The 19,206-nt window shown below is 73.6% G+C and carries 15 protein-coding genes; 5 read left to right on the top strand and 10 right to left on the bottom strand.

What is annotated here, in order from left to right; all coding sequences use genetic code 11:
- Window positions 1-22: 22 nt before the first annotated feature.
- The gene (gene leuS, locus HLV61_RS08180) at window positions 23-2,914 is read right to left on the bottom strand and encodes a leucine--tRNA ligase (RefSeq protein WP_369254153.1); all 2,892 of its coding nucleotides are present in this window, start codon (window positions 2,912-2,914) and stop codon (window positions 23-25) included.
- 280 nt (window positions 2,915-3,194) lie between these two features.
- Between leuS and HLV61_RS08175 the strand changes: the two genes are divergently transcribed.
- From HLV61_RS08175 to HLV61_RS08160, 4 genes are all read left to right on the top strand, one after another.
- On the top strand, window positions 3,195-5,402 hold the full coding sequence (locus HLV61_RS08175) for a putative bifunctional diguanylate cyclase/phosphodiesterase (protein WP_369254691.1): 2,208 nt from the start codon (window positions 3,195-3,197) through the stop codon (window positions 5,400-5,402).
- Window positions 5,403-5,477: 75 nt separating this feature from the next.
- Window positions 5,478-6,545, top strand: a complete 1,068-nt coding sequence (locus HLV61_RS08170; RefSeq protein WP_369254151.1) for a hypothetical protein — start codon at window positions 5,478-5,480, stop codon at window positions 6,543-6,545.
- A gap of 82 nt (window positions 6,546-6,627) precedes the next feature.
- A complete protein-coding gene (gene lipA, locus HLV61_RS08165) occupies window positions 6,628-7,602 on the top strand; it encodes a lipoyl synthase (RefSeq protein WP_369254149.1) in 975 nt (324 codons plus the stop codon).
- 51 nt (window positions 7,603-7,653) lie between these two features.
- Complete coding sequence (locus HLV61_RS08160) at window positions 7,654-8,505, top strand: DUF4191 domain-containing protein (RefSeq protein ID WP_369254147.1); 852 nt, start codon at window positions 7,654-7,656, stop codon at window positions 8,503-8,505.
- 51 nt (window positions 8,506-8,556) lie between these two features.
- Here HLV61_RS08160 and HLV61_RS08155 read toward each other — a convergent pair whose 3' ends face one another.
- From HLV61_RS08155 to HLV61_RS08140, 4 genes are all read right to left on the bottom strand, one after another.
- Window positions 8,557-9,273 carry a DUF2652 domain-containing protein gene (locus HLV61_RS08155; RefSeq protein WP_369254145.1) on the bottom strand — a complete coding sequence of 239 codons (717 nt, stop codon included), beginning with the start codon at window positions 9,271-9,273 and terminating at the stop codon, window positions 8,557-8,559.
- A gap of 28 nt (window positions 9,274-9,301) precedes the next feature.
- Complete coding sequence (locus HLV61_RS08150; protein WP_369254143.1) at window positions 9,302-10,996, bottom strand: MFS transporter; 1,695 nt, start codon at window positions 10,994-10,996, stop codon at window positions 9,302-9,304.
- Window positions 10,997-11,061: 65 nt separating this feature from the next.
- Window positions 11,062-11,559, bottom strand: coding sequence for a GNAT family N-acetyltransferase (locus tag HLV61_RS08145; RefSeq protein ID WP_369254141.1), 498 nt, complete (start codon window positions 11,557-11,559; stop codon window positions 11,062-11,064).
- On the bottom strand, window positions 11,556-11,966 hold the full coding sequence (locus HLV61_RS08140) for an RDD family protein (RefSeq protein ID WP_369254139.1): 411 nt from the start codon (window positions 11,964-11,966) through the stop codon (window positions 11,556-11,558). Before HLV61_RS08140 ends, HLV61_RS08145 begins: the two co-directional genes overlap by 4 nt.
- Before the next feature lie 183 nt (window positions 11,967-12,149).
- On the opposite strand from HLV61_RS08140, the gene glnA reads away from it, so the two are divergent.
- Entirely contained in the window at window positions 12,150-13,586 is a 1,437-nt protein-coding gene (glnA, locus tag HLV61_RS08135) for a type I glutamate--ammonia ligase (protein WP_369254137.1), read from the top strand.
- Between the two features lie 26 nt (window positions 13,587-13,612).
- On the opposite strand, the gene HLV61_RS08130 is transcribed toward glnA, so the two are convergent.
- From HLV61_RS08130 to mobF, 5 genes are all read right to left on the bottom strand, one after another.
- A complete protein-coding gene (locus HLV61_RS08130) occupies window positions 13,613-14,758 on the bottom strand; it encodes a site-specific integrase (RefSeq protein WP_369254135.1) in 1,146 nt (381 codons plus the stop codon).
- 49 nt (window positions 14,759-14,807) lie between these two features.
- Window positions 14,808-15,131: a hypothetical protein gene (locus HLV61_RS08125; RefSeq protein ID WP_369254133.1), complete on the bottom strand. Its 324-nt coding sequence runs from the start codon at window positions 15,129-15,131 to the stop codon at window positions 14,808-14,810.
- Window positions 15,128-15,439 (bottom strand): hypothetical protein, encoded by a 312-nt coding sequence (locus HLV61_RS08120; protein ID WP_369254131.1) that lies wholly within the window; start codon window positions 15,437-15,439, stop codon window positions 15,128-15,130. The genes HLV61_RS08125 and HLV61_RS08120 overlap by 4 nt, the downstream gene beginning before the upstream one ends.
- Window positions 15,417-15,632 carry a helix-turn-helix transcriptional regulator gene (locus tag HLV61_RS08115; protein WP_369254129.1) on the bottom strand — a complete coding sequence of 72 codons (216 nt, stop codon included), beginning with the start codon at window positions 15,630-15,632 and terminating at the stop codon, window positions 15,417-15,419. The genes HLV61_RS08120 and HLV61_RS08115 overlap by 23 nt, the downstream gene beginning before the upstream one ends.
- Before the next feature lie 130 nt (window positions 15,633-15,762).
- Entirely contained in the window at window positions 15,763-18,945 is a 3,183-nt protein-coding gene (gene mobF / locus HLV61_RS08110; RefSeq protein ID WP_369254127.1) for a MobF family relaxase, read from the bottom strand.
- Between the last annotated feature and the right edge of the window lie 261 nt (window positions 18,946-19,206).

The following is a 19,206-nucleotide window of genomic DNA, read 5'->3' as shown; positions in this document are numbered from 1 at the left end:
GCGGGTCAGGAGGGGCGGCGCCTCAGGACACGACGAAGTTGACCAGCCGGCCGGGCACCGCGACGACCCGCCGCACCGTCTTCCCGGCCAGCTGCGCGGCGACCTTCTCCTCGTCGCGCGCCGCCGCCTCGAGGGCCGCGGCGTCGGCGTCGGCCGGCACGGTGACCTGGGCGCGCACCTTGCCGTTGACCTGGACGGCGACCTGCACGGTGTCCTCGACCAGCCAGCGCTCGTCGGCCACCGGGAACGGCGCCCACGCCACCGACTCCTCGTGCCCCAGCCGCGCCCACAGCTCCTCGGCCAGGTGCGGGGCCAGCGGCGCCACCAGCAGCACCAGCGGCTCGGCCACCGACCGCGGAACGGGGGTGTCGGCGCCGTAGGCCGCGGTCAGCGCGTTGGTCAGCTCGGCGATCCGGGCGATCCCGACGTTGAACCGCAGCGTCGCCATGCCGTCGCGCACCCCGGCGATCGCCTTGTGCAGCGCCCGCAGCCCGTCCTCGCCGGGAGCCTCGTCGGCGACCCGCACCGCGCCGGTCCCCTCGTCGACGACGACCCGCCAGATCCGCTGCAGCAGCCGCTGCGACCCGACGACCGCCTTGGTGTCCCACGGCCGCGACTGCTCCAGCGGCCCCGTGGACATCTCGTAGACCCGGAACGTGTCGGCGCCGTAGGCCCCGATCATCTCGTCCGGCGTGACCATGTTCTTCAGGGACTTGCCGATCTTCCCGTACTCGCGGTTGACCGGCCTGCCCTCGAAGGAGAACCGCCCGCCCTCCTCCACGACCTCGGCGGCGGGCACGTAGAAGCCGCGCTCGTCGGTGTAGGCATAGGCGGAGATGTAGCCCTGGTTCACCAGCCGCCGGAACGGCTCCTCGCTGGACACGTAGCCCAGGTCGTGCAGCACCTTGTGCCAGAAGCGCGCGTACAGCAGGTGCAGGACCGCGTGCTCCATGCCGCCGACGTAGAGGTCCACGCCACCGACGTCGCCCGGCGTGCGCGGGCCCAGCCAGTAGCGCTCCAGCTCCGGGTCGACCATCTGCGTGTCGTCGCCCGGGTCCAGGTAGCGCAGGTAGTACCAGCACGAGCCCGCCCAGTTGGGCATCGTGTTGGTCTCGCGGCGGTAGGGCCGGGGGCCGTCGCCCAGGTCGAGCTCGACGGTCGTCCACTCGGTCACCCGCGACAGCGGCGGCTCGGGCGTGGACGTGGCGTCGTCATCGGCGAAGGTCTTCGGCGAGTAGTCGTCGACGTCGGGCAGCAGCACCGGCAGCAGCGACTCGGGCACCGCTCGCGGCAGGCCGTCGGCGTCGTAGACGACGGGGAACGGCTCGCCCCAGTAGCGCTGCCGGCTGAACAGCCAGTCGCGCAGCTTGTAGGTGGTCGTCGCCTCACCGTGCCCGGAGGCGACCAGCCAGTCCGTCATCGCCGCGATCGCGGCGGCCTTGTCGGTCAGCCCGTCCAGCGAGACCTGCTCGCTCGACGAGTTGATCATCGGGCCGCTGCCGGTGTAGGCGCCGCCGTCGAAGCCGGCCGGCGGCTGCACCGTGCGCACCACCGGCAGGCCGAAGGCGTGCGCGAACTCCCAGTCGCGGGTGTCCTCGCCGGGCACGGCCATGATCGCGCCGGTGCCGTAGCCGGTCAGCACGTAGTCGGCGATGAACACCGGCAGCTCGCCGCCGGTCACCGGGTTGGCGGCGGTGGTGCCCAGCCAGACGCCGGTCTTCTCCCGGCTCTCGTTCTGCCGGTCGAGCTCCGAGCGCCGCGAGGCCTGCCGCTGGTAGGCCTCGACCGCCTCGCGCGGGGTCGCCGCTCCGGCGGTCCAGCGCGGGTCGGTGCCGTCGGGCCACGCGTCGGCGGTCAGCTCCGCGACCAGCGGGTGCTCGGGCGCCAGCACCACGTACGTGGCGCCGAACAGCGTGTCGGGCCGGGTGGTGAAGACCTCGATGGTGCGGTCGCCGGCCGCGAACCGGATGCGCGCGCCGGTCGAGCGGCCGATCCAGTTGCGCTGCATCTGCTTGACCGAGTCCGACCAGTCCAGCCGGTCCAGGTCGGCCAGCAGCCGCTCGGCGTAGGCGGTGATCCGCATCATCCACTGGGTCAGCGGGCGCCGGAACACCGGGAAGTTGCCGCGCTCGGAGCGCCCGTCGGGGGTGACCTCCTCGTTGGAGAGCACCGTGCCCAGGCCCGGGCACCAGTTGACCGGCGCCTCGTGCAGGTAGGCCAGCCGGTGGGCGTCGACGACCCTCCGCTTGTCGACGTCGGACAGCTCGGCCCACGGCCGACCCGACGGGTCGGTGCCGGGCGCGGGCTCGCGCGTGCCGGCGTCCAGCTCGGCCACCAGCTCCTCGACCGGGCGGGCCTTGCCGGCCTCCTCGTCGAACCAGGCGCCGAAGATCTTCAGGAAGATCCACTGCGTCCACCGGTAGTAGCCCGGGTCGATCGTGGCGAAGGTGCGGCGCTCGTCGTGGTCGACGCCGAGGCGGCGCAGCTGGGCCCGGATCGCGGCGATGTTGGCCTCGGTGGTGACCCGCGGGTGCTGCCCGGTCTGGACGGCGTACTGCTCGGCGGGCAGGCCGAAGGCGTCATAGCCCATCGGGTGCAGCACGTTGTCGCCGTCCATGCGGCGGAACCGGCTGGTGACGTCGGTGCCCAGGTAGCCCAGGGGGTGACCGACGTGCAGGCCCGCGCCCGAGGGGTACGGGAACATGTCCATGAGGAAGGTCTTGGGCCGGTCGGCGACCCGGTCGAAGCCCGCCGAGAGCCGGCCCACGGGGTTGGGCGTGTGGAAGGTCCCCTCCCGCTCCCAGCGGTCCTGCCACTCCAGCTCGATGCGCTGCGCGAGGGCCGGGGTGTAGCGGTGCGGGGGGACGCCCTCCTCGGCCGGCTCGGTCGTGGGCTGGCTGGCCGTCTGGCTCATCGCGGTGCTCCCGGGGTCATCCGTCGGCGGACATGAAAAGACCCCTCACGCAGGAGGGGTCGCCGTGCTGCCTGGTGGAACAGGTCAGCACGGCCGGAGAAGCAGCTGCCCGCCGGTCACCCCCCGAGTCTAGCGCCCGGCAGCTCACCCGGACGGGTCGGTCGTGGCCTCCGGACTGCACTCCGGGGCCTGATCTGCCGTTGTCGCAACCGTGCGACGCGGTCCGCAGTCCCCCCGGCAGCCGGGGACCGATCCCCGCGACCCCCTCCTGGTGGTCGCGATGATCGGCGTGGCCGCCTTCGCCACCGGCGTCGGCCCGCGCCCGGCCGGTGTGGCCTGGGACGTCCTCTACGACGTCGTGCTCTACCACCTGTCCTGGCTGGCCGCCGGTGCCGCGTGCTGGATCACCGCCCGGCGCGCGCCGCGGGAGGCCCTGGCCTGGCGGGCGCTCGCGACCACGACGGTCGCCGGCGCCGCCGGCAACGTCGCCCGGATCGTGGAGACCGGCCAGGCCGGCACCACTCCCGCGCCGGTGGCCGACGTCTGCGTCGCCGTCGCCTACCTGAGCCTCTACGTGGCGCTGTTCGTCCTCATCCGCGCCCGCGTGCCCCGGTTCCTGCCCAGCATGTGGCTCGACGGCCTGGTCGGCGCCCTCGGGACCACCGCGGTCGGCACCGGCTTCCTGCTCGGCCCCTACCTCACCGACGGCGGCCACGTGTCGGTCGCCCAGCTCGCCTGGCCGGGCGCCGACGTGCTGCTGCTCTCGCTGCTCGTCGGGGTCAGCGCCATCCTCGGCGTGCACCTCGACCGCACGCTGCTGTGCGTCGGCAGCGCGGTCGCGCTCTTCTGCGTCGCCGACGTCGCCCTGTTCGCGCTGAGCGCCTCGGGCAGCTACGCCGACGGCGGGCCGCTGGAGCTGCTCTGGCAGGCCGGCATCCTGCTCGCCGCCCTCGCCGCGCGGGGCACGACCGGCGACCCGCGGCCCCGCGACGGCCAGGAGGGCGTCCGCATCACCTGGCGGCTGGTCGCGCTGCCGCTGGCCGGCACGCTCGCCGCCCTCGTCGTCCTCGCCGCCGGCTACGGCGACGACCTCCCCGGCACCGCCGGCTGGCTGGCCGTCGGCTGCGTGCTCGCCGCGCTCGCCCGGACCGCGGTCACCTTCCGCGAGGTCCGGTCCTTCGCGGCGGTCCGGCAGGAGGCGCGCACCGACGAGCTCACCGGGCTGCCCAACCGGCGTGCGCTGCTCGAGCGGGCCCGGGTCGTCGTCGCCGGGGCCAGCACCGCCTCCCCCGCGGCGCTGCTGCTGCTCGACCTCGACGGCTTCAAGGAGGTCAACGACAGCCTCGGGCACGGCGCCGGCGACCAGCTGCTGTGCCAGGTCGGCCCGCGGCTGTCGCCGGCGTTGCGCCCGGGTGAGGTGCTCGCCCGGCTCGGCGGCGACGAGTTCGCCGTCCTGCTGCCCGACCTCGGCCTCGACGCCGCCGCCGAGCGCGCCGGCATCGTCCACGACCTGCTGCGGCAGCCCTTCGAGGTCGACGGCATCCGGCTGCACGTCGGTGTGAGCATCGGCGTCTCGACCGCGCCGGTCCCCGCCGACGACGTCCAGGAGCTGCTGCGCTGCGCCGACGTCGCCATGTACGCCGCCAAGACCGAGCGCACCGGCGTGCACGTCTACGTCCCCGACCCCACCAGCGGCTCCGGCGAGCGGCTGCGCACGATGGAGGAGCTGCGCACCGCTCTCGTCGAGGACCAGCTCGACGTCCACCTGCAGCCGCAGGTCGCCATGGACGACGGCCGCGTCGTCGGCGTCGAGGCGCTGCTGCGGTGGCACCACCCCGAGCGCGGGCTGCTCTCCCCCGGGCACGTCCTGCCCGCCGCCGAGCAGGCCGGCCTGCTGCGCCCGCTCACCGACACCGTGCTCGAGCGCTCGCTCGACGCGGTGGCGCAGTGGTGGGACGAGCACCGGGTGCCGGTGTCGGTGAACCTGTCCGCGGCCAACGTCGCCGACATCGACCTGCCCGGCAAGGTCGCCGCGAAGCTGGCCCGGCGCGGGCTGCCGGCGGCGTCGCTCACCCTGGAGCTGGTCGAGGACACCCTCATGGCCGATCCCGAGCGCGGCCGGTCCGTGCTCGGCGAGCTGCGCCGCCTCGGGGTGCGCACCTCGATCGACGACTACGGCACCGGCTACAGCTCGCTGGCCTACCTGCGCCGGCTGCCCGCCGACGAGCTCAAGCTCGACCGCAGCCTCACCGCCGACGTCGACACCGACGAGCGTGCCGCGGCGATCGTCCGGCACACCGTCGCGCTCGCCCACGACCTGGGCCTGAGCCTGGTGGCCGAGGGCGTCGAGGACGTCGCCACGGCACGGCGGCTGGCGTCGCTGGGCTGCGACGTCGCCCAGGGCTACGCCGTCGCGCGGCCGATGCCCGTCGCGGACCTCCTGCGCTGGCTGTCGGCCGAACGCAGCGGGCTGCTCCGCTCCGTCTGAGCGCCTGCCCGGGGGTGTGCCGGTCGGCCCGAGCGGGCAGGATGGCCGGAGTCGATCAACCCGGAGGTGCATCACGTGTTCCGCACACAGTCCCGCGGCCAGGTCATCCAGGCCGAGCTCCAGGAGGGGCTGAGCCACCTCGGCGCCGCCGTCACCGAGGCCGGCCGCGCCGCCGCGGAGCAGCTCGGCCCGCGGATGGACGCCGCGTTGGAGGCGGCCGGACCGGTGCTCGACGCCGCCCGCGTGGCGGTCGCCCCCAAGGTCGCCGCCGCGGTCGCCGTGGCCGCGCCCGCCGTCGCCTCCGCCCGTGAGGCCCTCACGCCCCGGGTGGACGCCGCCCGCGACGCGACGGGCCCGGTCCTCGAGGCCGCCCGCGAGCGGGTCGACGCCGCCGTCATCGCCCTGACGCCGCGTGTCGTCGCGGCCCGCGAGGCCGCCGGCCCCACCGTCGCCACGGCCCTGACCGCCGCCGGTGCCGCCGCCGCCAGGGCCGCCGCCGACCTCGCGCCGCGCGTCGAGGCCGCCTCGGCCGCCAGCCGCAAGCTGGCCGCCGACGTCGCGCCCCGCGTGGCCGCTGCGAGGGACACCGTCGTCCCCGCGCTGGACAACGCGCGCGGGACCCTGATGGCAGGCGTCGGCACCGCGCTCGGCGAGCTGGAGAGCCGGCGCGCCGAACTGGTGTCGGGGACCGCGAAGGCGGGCAAGAAGACACTGCGGAAGACCGGGCGCACGGCCGCGAAGGCCACGCGGAAGGTGAGCGTGGAGTCGGGGTCGTCGCGCTGGCCGTGGCTGCTGGCCGTGGTCGGGGCGGTCGCCGCAGCGACGGTGCTCGTGCGTCGCAGGAAGGCGGACCCGTGGACGCCGGCCCCGGCCGGTGACGGGCCCGTGCCGAGCTACCGAGAGGACCCCGTGCCCAGTTCCCCGAGCAACGACGATTCCGGCAAGACCGTCTCCGACGCGATGTTCGTGGCCGGTGACTCGGCGCCCGCCGAGTCCGACATGGGCATCCGTGACGCCCAGCTCGTCGCCGGTGACGACGACGCCGGCGCCACCGACCCCACCCAGACCGCTCCCGAGCCGTTCACCGCCGGCGGCGGGTCCGACGAGGGCCCGACCGCCGGTCCGGCGGCCGGCCAGGCCTGAGCCGACCCGGCACTCCGCAGACCGCCCCCGCCGCCCCCCGAGGCAGCGGGGGCGGTCCGCGTCCGGGGGTACCGTGGGGATCATGAGCGAGACGGTGACGACCAGTACCTCCGACCCGTCCCCGACCGGCCCCGCGGGCCGCAAGCTGCTCCGTCTCGAGGTCCGTAACGCCCAGGTCCCGATCGAGCGCAAGCCGGAGTGGATCAAGACCCGGCTCAAGACCGGGCCGGAGTACACCGAGCTCAAGTCGCTGGTCCGCCGTGAGGGCCTGCACACCGTCTGCGAAGAGGCCGGCTGCCCCAACATCTACGAGTGCTGGGAGGACCGGGAGGCCACCTTCCTCATCGGTGGCGACCAGTGCACCCGGCGCTGCGACTTCTGCCAGATCGACACCGGCAAGCCCGCCGACTTCGACGCCGACGAGCCCCGCCGCGTGGCCGAGAGCGTCGCCACGATGCAGCTGCGCTACGCCACCGTCACCGGCGTCGCCCGCGACGACCTGCCCGACGGCGGCGCGTGGCTCTACGCCGAGACGGTCCGCCAGATCCACGCCGCCGTCCCCGGCTGCGGCGTCGAGCTGCTGATCCCCGACTTCAACGCCGATCCGGCCCAGCTCGCCGAGGTCTTCTCCTCCCGGCCCGAGGTCCTCGCGCACAACGTCGAGACGGTGCCGCGGATCTTCAAGCGCATCCGCCCGGGCTTCCGCTTCGAGCGGTCCCTGTCGGTCATCACCGCCGCCCGCGAGGCCGGCCTGGTGACCAAGTCCAACCTCATCCTCGGGATGGGCGAGGAGCCCGAGGAGGTCGTGGAGACCATGCGGGCGCTGCACGACGCCGGCTGCGACCTGCTGACGATCACCCAGTACCTGCGGCCCTCGCCGCGGCACCACCCCGTCGTCCGCTGGGTCAAGCCCGACGAGTTCGTCGGCTTCCAGCAGCAGGCGGAGGAGATCGGGTTCCCGGGCGTGCTCGCCGGGCCGCTGGTGCGCAGCTCCTACCGGGCCGGCCGGCTCTACCAGCAGGCCGTCGAGGCCCGCGGCCTCACCACTCGGGGCTGACCGCCCCGCCGGCTCCCCGGGACCGTGTCGCCGCGCCCCTATCCTGGGGGCATGGCACGCAGCAAGCCCACAGACTCCCCCGCTCCCGCCGGCAACGCCGGGCGGGGCCCCGCCGCGGGGCGCGGCCGGTCCCCGGGGGCTGCAGCCGGCGCCACCGCGGTCGGCAAGACCACGGCGGGCAAGCCGGCGAGGACCGGCAAGGACGGCCAGCCGAAGGTGGGCCGGCTGAAGAAGATCGGCAACCAGGCCCGCCTGATCAAGCAGGCATACACGCTCACCAGCAAGAACGACCCCAAGCTGCCGTGGCTGATGCTCATCGCCTTCGTGGTGGTGGCCGGCCTCGTCGAGCTGGTGGCCATCCTCTTCGACGCGCCGTTCCTCTTCCTGCCCATCGCGATCGTCCTGGGCCTGCTGGCCGCGATGATCGTGTTCGGCCGCCGCGCGCAGGGCTCGGCCTACCGCCAGGTCGAGGGCCAGCCGGGTGCGGCCGCGTGGGTGCTCGAGGGCATGCGCGGTGACTGGCGGGTGTCGGCCGGCGTCGCGGGGACCGCGCAGCTGGACTCGGTGCACCGCGTCCTCGGCCGTCCCGGCGTCATCCTGGTCGCCGAGGGCTCGCCCGCCCGGGTCCGCGGCCTGCTGGCGCAGGAGAAGAAGCGGATCGCGCGCGTCGTCGGTGACACCCCGATCTACGACGTCGTCGTGGGCGACGAGGAGGGCCAGGTGCCCCTGCGCAAGCTCAGCACCCACGTGATGAAGCTGCCGCGCAACCTCTCCGCCGCCGAGGTCAACACCCTCGGCCGCCGGCTGGCCGCCCTCGGCGGCCCCCGTCCCCCGATCCCCGGTGGCCCGATGCCCGGCGGCAAGCAGATGACGGTCAGCCAGCGGCAGGTCCGCCGCCGCTGACCGCCCCCGTCCCGGCGGGGTGACGTGGCGCTGCCGGCGCCGGTCGGGGCCTCAGTGGGCGGCGGCGGGACGACGCCCCTGGCGCAGGCCCAGCATGTACGGCAGGCCCGACCCGACCACGCCCACCGTCCTCCCGAGGCGTCCGAGCCAGGACGGACCCGGCAGCGGAGGCGCGGAGCCCGCGACGTCCACGACGTCCACGAAGTACTCGCGGACGGGACCGATCCCCTCCAGTTCCTGCGCGACCTCGTGGACGGGGTCCGGCAGGACCGAACCACCGGCCCGGTAGAGCTCCTCGGAGAAGAGGACGTACTCGGGGACCTGGACCGGGTTCTTCAGCATCCGGTGCACCTGGATGACGTCGATGCCGACGAGCTTGCGTCGCTGCCGGATGGTCTGGACGGCGACCTCGCCGATGTGCGCGACGAACTTCACCTTGAGGTCGTTGGCCTGCGTGCACCCGTCGCACGGGCAGAGGTTGGCCGCGACGTACTGCCGCTCGAGGTGGAACGCGCGGTGCATGGCGACGGCGGCCCGGGTGGTGGAGGTGACCGTGGCGTCGTCGTCCAACCCGTCCGCCCGGCGGTAGAGGAAGGCCGCGTCACCCTCGACCTCGATCAGGTCGAAGCCGCGCGCGGCGTCGATGACCTTCTCCAGCAGCCGCGCGGTGTTCACCTCGGCGTGCGCGAGGCTCATCCGGTGGGAACGCATGTACTCGGTGTAGCCACCGATGTCCGCTATCAGGAGGAGCGCACGTTCGGCGGCCATGCTCCGACAACCTAGCGACACCGGGACCTCAGCGGCTGGTCCGAGGAGGTCCCCCGTCCCCGTCGTGGGGGGAGAAGCGGTCGAGCATCGTGCCGACCACCGTCTCGGCCTCCCGGGCGCTCGGCGTGTACCCGAGGACGACCGCGAGGAAGTGGTCGGACCCCAGCGTCTGGAGCCGGAGCTCGCTCGTGGCCCGCACGGTGGCCGTCCGGCGGACGCTGCGGAGCAGCGCGATCTCCCCGAAGCCCTCCCCCCGGCCGAGAGCCGCCACCGCGTGTCCGTCCCCGATCACGTCGGCCTCACCCGACTCGATCACGTAGTAGGAGGAGCCGACGTCGCCCTGCTCGAAGACGGCGGTGCCCGCGGGCACCGTGACCGGCTCCAGGTGACGGGCCAGCTGCTCGACGGCGGGCAGCGGCAGCGCGTGCAGCATGGGCACGGCCTGCAGCAGACCGATGTCCCGGTCGCGGACACCCACGGAGCGGTCCATCCGCCGCAGCCGTCGCCACGACGCCGCCGCGGCCACGGGGCACAGCAGACCGACGGTCAGCAGCGCCGTGCGGACACCGGTCAGCTCGACCACCAGCGCCGCGACGACGGCCCCCACCCCCATGGCCAGGGCGACCAGGCTCTCCAGCACACCGAAGACCCGCGCCAGCACGTCGTCCGGGGTGATCCTGCCCAGCAGGGTGAACCCGCCGACGTCGATCAGCGCGTTGCCTACGCCGACGCAGGCCAGGAGGACCAGCGCAGCGGCCTGCTGGGGGAAGACGCCGATGAGCGTGACCGGCAGACCCCACAGGACGACACCAACGGCGAACCAGGCACCCAGCCGGCGCGTCCCGACCAGCATCGACGCCCCGAGCGAGCCGAGGACCGCGCCCGCCCCGACGGCGGCGGTGAGCGTGCCGACGCCCGGTTCGCCGGTACCGAGCAGGTCGATGGCGACCACCACGGTCAGCACGGTCAGCGCCCCCCGGGTGAAGGTCTGCGCCGCCGCGAGGCCCACGATGAGCGCCAGGTCGCCGTTGCCGACGACCGCCCGCACGCCCTCCACCCCCTCGCGCACGAGGTGGACGCCCGTGGTGGCGGACGGCCGCGGCGGGGCGTCGTACCGCAGCCGCAGCAGCAGGGCCGCCGCCCAGAGCGAGGCACCCGCCGAGACGGCGAAGACGACGGTGACGCCGGTGAACTGCAGCAGCACCGCCGCCAGCAGCGGACCGGCCAACGTGGCCACGGAGTCCAGGAGCCCCCGGACCACGTTGGCGCTGGCCAGCTCGTACCCGGAGTGACACAGCGACGGCAGCAGCGCGGAGTGTGCCGGCCGGAAGAGGGTGGCGGCGACCGTCGACAGCACAGCCAGCGCGTAGACGACCTGCGGCGGCCCCGACACGCCGACGACGACCGCGGCCGCCGCGGTGGCGACGCCCCGCACCGTGGACACCAGGACCAGGACGCGTTCCCGGCGTCCCCGGTCGGCGAGGGGGGACAGGAGGGGGGTCAGGACCGCGGACGGCACCATCCGGAGCAGTCCGACCAGCCCGACGGCGGTCGCCCCACCGTCCCGGTAGGCCACGATCCCGAGCCCCACGGTGAACGCCCACTCGGCCGTCCACGCGCCGAGGAAGCTCAGCTGGGCCCGGCGCAGGTCGGGGTTGCGGGCGTTGCTGGTGAACGCGGCGGCGGCGGCGGCGAGCCTCGCGCGGCCGCCCCCCTGCGCCATCCGGCGACGCTACCGCCTCCCGGACGGCGGAGGACGGGTCCGGGACCCTCCCGTCGACGACGGGCTCAGACGCGGTCGAAGGGCCCGGCGTAGCGGAAGGTGCCGTGCGGGGTGGGGTCGGCGAGCACCCGGGCCTGGAAGTGCACACCCCACGTGGGATCGGGCGGGTCGATGCCCACCTCGGTGGAGACGACGAAGCCGGAACGCCGGTAGTACGCCGGGTCGCCGAGCAGCGCGACCAGACGCTCCCCCGCCGCCTCCGCGACGGCGAGCAGCGCGTGCACCAGCACCGTCCCGACGCCCCTCCCCTGCCGGTCCGGCCGGACGCCGATCGGGCCCAGCCCCAGCGCCGGGGCACCGAGGGGCTCGACCCACCCGCGGGTGGCGATCACGTGGCCGACGACGTCCTCCCCGTCGAGGGCGACCAGCGACAGGTGGGGCAGGAAGCCGGCGTCCTCCCGCAGCTCCGCGAGCAGGCGGGCCTCGACGTCCGTGGGGAACGCCGCGAGGTGGACCGCCTCGACGGCGCGGGCGTCGGCCGGCCGCTCACGCCTGACGATCACCGGTCGAGGACGACGGCGGTGTCGGTGAGGCGGTCGTGCAGCCCGCGGCCGTCGCTGTCGACGACGAGCGCCGGCACGAGCAGCATGAGCAGCCCGGTGCGGACGACGGCCCGCCACGGCGCCAGCCGGGCCGCCGGCCGCGGGTGCGCCAGCCGCAGACCCATCACCTTCATGCCCGGCGTCTGCCCGATCGCCACGAGGGACACGACGTAGACCACGGCGAAGGACAGCAGGCTCCAGTTGCCCGGCAGGTCCGGCGCGGTGAAGAACGCGGCAACGACGGCGCAGAGGAAGGCGTCGACCAGGAAGGCCAGCACCCGCGTGCCGAAGGGCGCCAGTGAGCCGGGGCCGCTGCCGGGCAGGCCCAGGGAAGCGCCCCGCCGTCGCTCCTGAGAGGGTGGCTGCACGTCCCCGACCATGTCCACCAGCGTAGGACCCGCCCGCCGCGGACCCGTGCGAGCTGCGACGCCGACGACGCCCGGCCCGACACGCCGGAGCCGTTGTTACCGCCCCGAAACAGACGGGACACCCCGGGGCAACCCCCCGGCCATAGGTTCGCAGGCGGCTGTCCGCCCACTCCCGGAGGATCGATGTTCACCAGTCCCGACGAGGTCGCCGCCTACATCCGCGACAACGACGTCGAGTTCGTCGACGTCCGCTTCTGCGACCTGCCCGGCGTCATGCAGCACTTCACCATCCCGGCGTCGACGTTCGGTGAGGACACCTTCTCCGACGGGCTCGGCTTCGACGGCTCGTCGATCCGCGGTTTCCAGGCGATCAACGAGTCGGACATGCTGCTGCTGCCCGACGCCAACAGCGCGTTCCTCGACCCGTTCCGCAAGCACCGGACGCTGAACGTCAACTTCTTCATCCACGACCCGATCACGCGCGAGGCCTACAGCCGTGACCCGCGCAACGTGGCGAAGAAGGCCGAGGCGTACCTCGCCAGCAGCGGGATCGCCGACACCGCCTACTTCGGGCCGGAGGCGGAGTTCTACGTCTTCGACTCGGTCCGGTACGACACCGGCATCAACGAGGGCTACTACCACGTCGACTCGGTCGAGGGCTCCTGGAACACCGGCTCCCTGACCGGCGAGAACGGCGTGGGCGCCAACCGCGGCTACAAGGCGCGGATGAAGGGCGGCTACTTCCCGGTCGAGCCCTACGACCAGCAGAGCGACCTGCGCGCCGACATGATGAAGAACCTCGCCGGCGTGGGCCTCGAGCTCGAGCGCGGGCACCACGAGGTCGGCACCGGCGGCCAGGCCGAGATCAACTACAAGTTCGACACGCTGCTGCGGTCGGCCGACAGCCTGATGCTGTTCAAGTACGTCATCAAGAACACCGCCTGGGCGCACGGCAAGACCGCGACGTTCATGCCCAAGCCGCTGTTCGGCGACAACGGCTCGGGCATGCACTGCCACCAGAGCCTCTGGCGGGACGGCGAGCCGCTGTTCCACGCCGAGACCGGCTACGCGGGTCTGTCCGACACCGCCCGCCACTACATCGGCGGCCTGCTGGCCCACGCGCCGTCGCTGCTGGCCTTCACGAACCCGACGGTCAACAGCTACCACCGCCTGGTCCCCGGCTACGAGGCCCCGATCAACCTCGTGTACTCGGCCCGCAACCGCTCGGCCTGCTGCCGCATCCCGATCTCCGGCGACAACCCCAAGGCCAAGCGCATCGAGTTCCGCGTGCCCGACCCGTCGGCCAACCCCTACCTCGCCTTCTCGGCGATGCTGATGGCCGGCCTCGACGGCATCAAGAACAAGATCGAGCCGCCGGCGCCGGTGGACAAGGACCTCTACGAGCTGCCGCCCGAGGAGGCCATGGGCATCGACAAGGTGCCCGCGTCGCTGGACGCCGTCCTCGACCGGCTCGAGGTCGACCACGAGTACCTGATCGACGGCGGGGTGTTCACCCCCGACCTGATCGAGACGTGGATCGAGTACAAGCGGGAGAACGAGATCGACCCGATCCGCCTCCGCCCGCACCCGCACGAGTTCGCGATGTACTACGACATCTGAGTTCGACAGAGGGCTGACCTGCGGTTTTACCGTAGGTCAGCCCTCTCAGTCCCCAACCAGTCCCCACGAGCGGCCAACACGGCACCCACAGCGGCCCGTGCGGACTCGTCGCTGTCGGGCCATAGGTGGCCGTAGGTGTCCAGCGTCGTCTTGGCGCTGCCGTGCCGAAGTCGGTGCTGGACGACCTTGACGTCGAGCCCACTGCCGATGAGCAGCGACGCCAGGTAGTGCCGCAGATCGTGGAAGCGGAAGGCGTCGGGCAGCCCGGGGACCGTCGGCCGGGCCGAGCGGATCGCGCGCTCGATCGCCCAGGTGGAGGTCTGCCGGCCAGCGCCGTCGGTGACGACGTGGTCCCCGCCCCATCGCGCCACCGCCGCCGAGAGCTGCACAGACAGCTCCTGCGGGATGGGCAGCGGCGTGCGGGACGTCTCGCTCTTGAGCGGCTCGCCGTCGCCCTGCTGCACCGGCCGCACGACGCCGCGCATGAAGTCGACGTCCCAGACGCGCAGCCCCACGACCTCGGCGGTCCGCAGCCCGACAAATGCCCCGAGCAGGACCGCCGGGCGCAGATGATCGGCGATCGCGTCGTGCAGCGCCCACACCTGCTCGGTCGTCGCGACGTAGGGCCGCTGACCGCCGGCCCCTGGGGAGGTGCGCCGCGAGCACGGGTTGCGCGCCAGCAGCCCGTCGTGCACGGCGTCGCTCATGACCTGCGACAGCCGCGAGTGCAGCGCGTAGACGTAGCTGTCGGCCAGGCCGGCGGCCTTGAGCTCCACCGTCCACGAGCGGACCGAGGACGGCCGCACCGCCGAGAGCGGCATCGGACCGAACTCGGCGGTGATCTGAGCGACGTGCACCTTCGCCTGCCGCACTGTCCGGGGGCGGCGGGTCGCGTAGCCGGCCAGCCAGGTCGCGCACCACTCGGTGACCGTCGTCCGGGCGGTCTTCGGGTCGACATAGGTGCCGGTCACCTGGCTGGTCGTGACCTCGTCGAGCCACCGCTGCGCCTTGGACTTCTCCTTATCGGCGAAGGCCTGCGTGACCTCCTTGCCCGCGGCGTCCTTGTAGCGCGCCCGGTAGCGCATGCCCCGCCCGTACCGGGGGCTCTGCACGCGCTTCCCCGTGGCCGGGTCGGTGACGTACCACCGGTCCTGGATGCTGCGAAAGGTCACGAGCCTCTCCGATCTGCAATTCAGGCGGAGCGAGGATGCGGACCCAGCATCATGAGGTCGATCGCTCTGCGGCGACCCGCGCCTCGAGCGCCTCGCGGGCCAGTTGGGAGATGGTCTTGCCTTCTCGGTCGGCGATCCGGGCGGCGCTGTCCCGGACGCCGGGGGTGACGCGGAAGGCGATGCGCGGTGAGACCGCGGCCCGGCCGGTGAGGGAGGGCCGGCCGCCGCGGCGCCGGACCTCGTCGACGATGTCCGCGGCCTTCTGCTCGGTCAGCCGGGTTCCGTCGGCCAGCCGGACGTCGTCCCGGTCGAGGTCGACATCGGGTCCGATCGGCGTGCTGGAGCTGATGGGTGGCGGGGTGCGCTCGGTCACGGGCTGTCTCCTCGAAGGCGGGTCGGCATGACGTGGATGACCAGCAGGTAGTGCTGCCCGCCATCAGCCGGCTGCACCACCTCGACGGCGATGATCTCCAGTTCTCGGCCTCGTTCGTCGAGGCCGACGTAGAGCCAGGCGTCCGCCCCGCTGGTGGCAATGACCGCCGTCGGTCGGGTGCCGACCAGGACGTGACGGGCGGAGGTCCGGCCGATGCGGTGCTCGCGCGCCGACTGGTGAACCTGATCTCCGAGGCACCAGTATTGTTGGACAAAACATGGTCCGTCAAGATCGACCGGCGCAGCCATGGCCGTGCTGGGCGTCGACCCAGGCGCGCAGGTCGTCGGAACGGTAGAGGACGCGGCGGCCGAGCCGGAAGCTGCGCGGGCCGGTGCCGAGGTGGCGCCAGTAGCGCAGGGTGGCGACAGGGGCTCGCAGGAGCTCGGCAGCCTCGGTGATGGTGAGCAGCTCGGGCTCGCGGCCGGCGGTGTGGTCAGTCATGGTCGAGCTCCGGTGTGGTCGGTGGGCTGGACCCCTCACCTGCAGAAGGCGCCAATCGAGGTCCGGTGGTAACAGCCGACCGCCAGATCCTGCCGGGATTCTCCAGTTGGTCTGCAGTCGCCGGTGCGGCTCATCGCCCGAGGGCGGGGGCGGCGCCACCCCCGTTGAGGGACGGACCGCGACGCTCGGACTCCGGCCGCGGAACGCCGGGGTGGGCCGCTGCCCGCGGCGGAGCAGTGCGAGGCTGGCAGGGGTCGGCGGCACGGCGTGTACGCCAGTCCTCGTGAGCTGCGGCCAGCCGGTGGGCGGGCTGGCCGAGCAGCGCCGGGTCGGCCACCAGCCCGGCGATACGTGCTCGCGCGCCGGCCAACTCGTGTTCAGCGGCGGCGATGTCGTGGTCGACGTCGGCCAGCCGCCCGGCCGGGGCCGGGGTACGACCGAGCGCGCCGGACCGGGCGAGCTGCTGGTCGCGTGGGGGATCCTCGATCTGCTGCGCCCGCTCATGGGCGCACCCGGCGGCGTGGGCAGCCTGGAGCGCGGCGACGGCGCGCAGCGTCTCGTGCTGCGACTGCAGGACGGCCAGCCGGTCCAGGCAGCGCTGCTCGACCGTCCACGCCTTGGACAGGTCGGCAAGGACTTCCGCCAGCGGTCGGGGTTGCGCGTAGCGGGCCGCTTCGGCGGCGGCGAGCTGCGCGGCGTGGCCGGGGCCCAGGTCGGCGCGGTCGCGGCCGAACACCGCCGTCCACTGCTGCCGCGCCTCGGCCAGGTCGGCGGCCACCAGGTGCGCGGTGTTTGCTGTGCGGCCGCGGGTCATGCCGACGTAGGCCGACGCGGCGCCGGTGTGCTCGCCGATCACCACATGCGCCGAGGTGACGGTGTCGCCCTGCACCCCGTGCGCGGTGCTGGCGTAGGCCAACTCGACGTGGGTGGTGACGTAGCCGGCGGGCAGCACCCGCTCCCCCACTCCCGCCGGGGTGACACCGGCCGGGAGGGCGCCGGTCGGGGTGACATCGTCCGGTACGACGACCAGCGCCCCGTGGCGGTCGACAGCGGTGACGGTCCAGATATCCCGGTTGGCCACACCCAGGCGGCGGTCGTTGCGGCGGGTGGCGATCCGGTCCCCGGCGCCGATTCGCTGCCCTGCCCCGGTGACCGCGACCCGCATGTCGTCGACGCGACCGTCCGCGACCAGCCGCTCCCGGATCGCGGCGCCCATCTCGGCGGCCTGCTCGCGGGTGTCGACCACCACCGCCACCCGCTCCCCCTCCCGCTGGCGTCTGGCGGTGACTCCGGCCAGTGCCTCCCGCAGCCCAACTGGATCGGCGTGCAGGCGGATCCGGCCGCGGGCCAGCAGTGAGTCGAACACCCCGCCCGGATCCTCGCCAGCGCGCAGAACCAGGGTCAGGTCGGCGTACTCCGTGTCGGGCACCGTCTGCCCGGCCTCATCGGCGCCGGTGAAGCGGTGCACCTCGTCGAGGGTCACGTGAGCGGCCGGGTCGACTCGGCCGGCGGCGAGGTCCAGCACGCCGCCACGGCCGACTGCGGCCAGCTGCCGGCGGTCGCCGAGCAGCGCTACCCGCACCCGGCACTCATCCGCGACGACCAGCAGGGCTCGGGCGGTGTCCTGGTCGAGCATGCCGGCCTCGTCCACCACTAGGACGTCCCCGGCCCGCAGCCGCGCGTTCTCCTCGGGTCCGGCATAGAGCCGGCCGGTGGCCGGGTCGACCTCGCCGGGGATCAACCTGGTCCAGGCGCCGTCGTCGGTCCAGCGCCAGCCGTGCTGGAAGGCCAGCCAGGCCGCCGAGCCGGCGGTGGCGCCGACCTCGGCGGAGGCGACCTTGGCCGCCTTCAACGTGGGGGTGACAACCACCAGCCGTCGCCCCTGTTCCCCCATCAGTCGACGAGCCGCAGCCAGGGTGGTGGTCTTGCCCGCGCCGGCTGCGCCCTCCACCACCACGAGCGGCCGGTTCCCGGCAAGCGCGGCCGCGGTGGCGGCCTGCCCGGAACTCAGCCACTCCCGGCCGGCCACCCGGTCCGGCCGAAGGTCGGGATCTGCACCGTGGTGGGTGCCGCGGACGGCGAGGCGGGCGACCAGGTCGGCCTCGACCTCCAGCACCGCCGGGGAGGTCCAGGCCCGGACGTGTTCGGGCACTCCGTCGCGCGCCAGCAGCGGAAGGCACCGGGCCAGGGCGCGGGCGGTGAGGTCCTCGGCAAGCTCGCCGCGCACCGCTGCCTCCGCGACGACGCCTGCAGCGGCGAGCAGCCGTTCGGCCTCACCGCGCAGGTCAGCGGCGTTCCAGGCTGAGCGGCCGGCGGCCAGCCGGGTGAGCATCTGGTCCACTGCGCCATCGCGGTCCAGCGCCCCGACCGGGGTGGACCGCAGCTCGACCGGTCGGTCGGGGTCGCGGTAACCGAGAGCGGCCAGCTCGGCTCGCCACCGGGCGGTCAGGTCGACCCCCGAGCGGGGGATGACCTTGTCCGGGCGGCCGTCGGCCCACGCCCGGGCATCCCACGCCCGCCGCAGCGCCGGCCCCGGAGACTCGCCGGGGTGCGCAGCCATCCAGTCGCGTTCGTAGCGATCCACATTGCGCCCGATCTGCGCCGCCCGCGCGCTGAACGGACCGACGTACGCGGCGAGCTCCAGTATTTCTCCGGTCGCATCGACGGTGTAGCCATGGTCGGCCAGCAGGGTGCGGAACTGCGGATCGCAGGCAACCGCGGCATGTCCGATTCCGTTGATGGCGGCAAGGAAGTCGCGGACCCCGACGGTGTGCAGCCCGCGCCATCGCCCGGCGGCGAACACCCGGGCGCCCAGTTGCAGGTGGAGATGTCGGTGCGGATCTCCGGCACGGGAAGTGTAGTGCCGCACCGTCACCGCCTCCAGCACCTCGAGCGGCACCTGCACCTGCCCGCCGCGCGGACCGATCCGGGTGGTGGCGTGCCCGGCGAGCCAGCGGATGAGCTCGACCGCGGCGCGGTCTTGCGCGGCGTCGTAAGCGGCGGCGATGTCCGGGTGCACCGCGGCGGCCAGCGACCAGGACTTCGGGCCGTTGACCACCACCTCGACGAACCGCACCGCACGCTCGTCGGTACGTAGCCGCCCGCGCGGCGCCCCGGTGTCTGGGTCCTGGCCGGCCACCCAGCTCTCGTAGGTCTCCCCCGTCAAGGGCGCAAGCTCCTCCACCCGCCCAGCGGTGGCCGTGAAGCGGCAGGCCAGGCCAGCGCCGTCGGTCAGGTAGTAGTCATCCGCCCGTCCCCGATCGGCCTCCACGTAGTGCCGGGCCGCCGCCGGCGCGCCGGCGTAGACCTTCATTCCGCCGTGCAATTACCAACGCCACCCAACAATGACCAACATGTCACCCCCGAAAATGCCGAAGGGCCGTGCGAAGCGGGGCCCGTGCCACCCATATTGGTAGCATGCGTGCCGTTCTGCAGTAAAGGCCCTCCTGTTAGCGGTAAGCGTTGGTCGCTATCGGTTGTAGGCCCATCACAGGCGTCATTTTATTAGCCATTAGCAATAGTCGCTGAACGTAGACAGGATGACGACTGGCCGGTTACTTGCGACGACGACGTC

It is taken from the genome of Geodermatophilus amargosae (assembly GCF_041028265.1).
Classification (GTDB): domain Bacteria; phylum Actinomycetota; class Actinomycetes; order Mycobacteriales; family Geodermatophilaceae; genus Geodermatophilus; species Geodermatophilus amargosae_A.
Note: the sequence above shows the minus strand (reverse complement) of the source record. Positions and strands in the feature narration are given on the sequence as shown.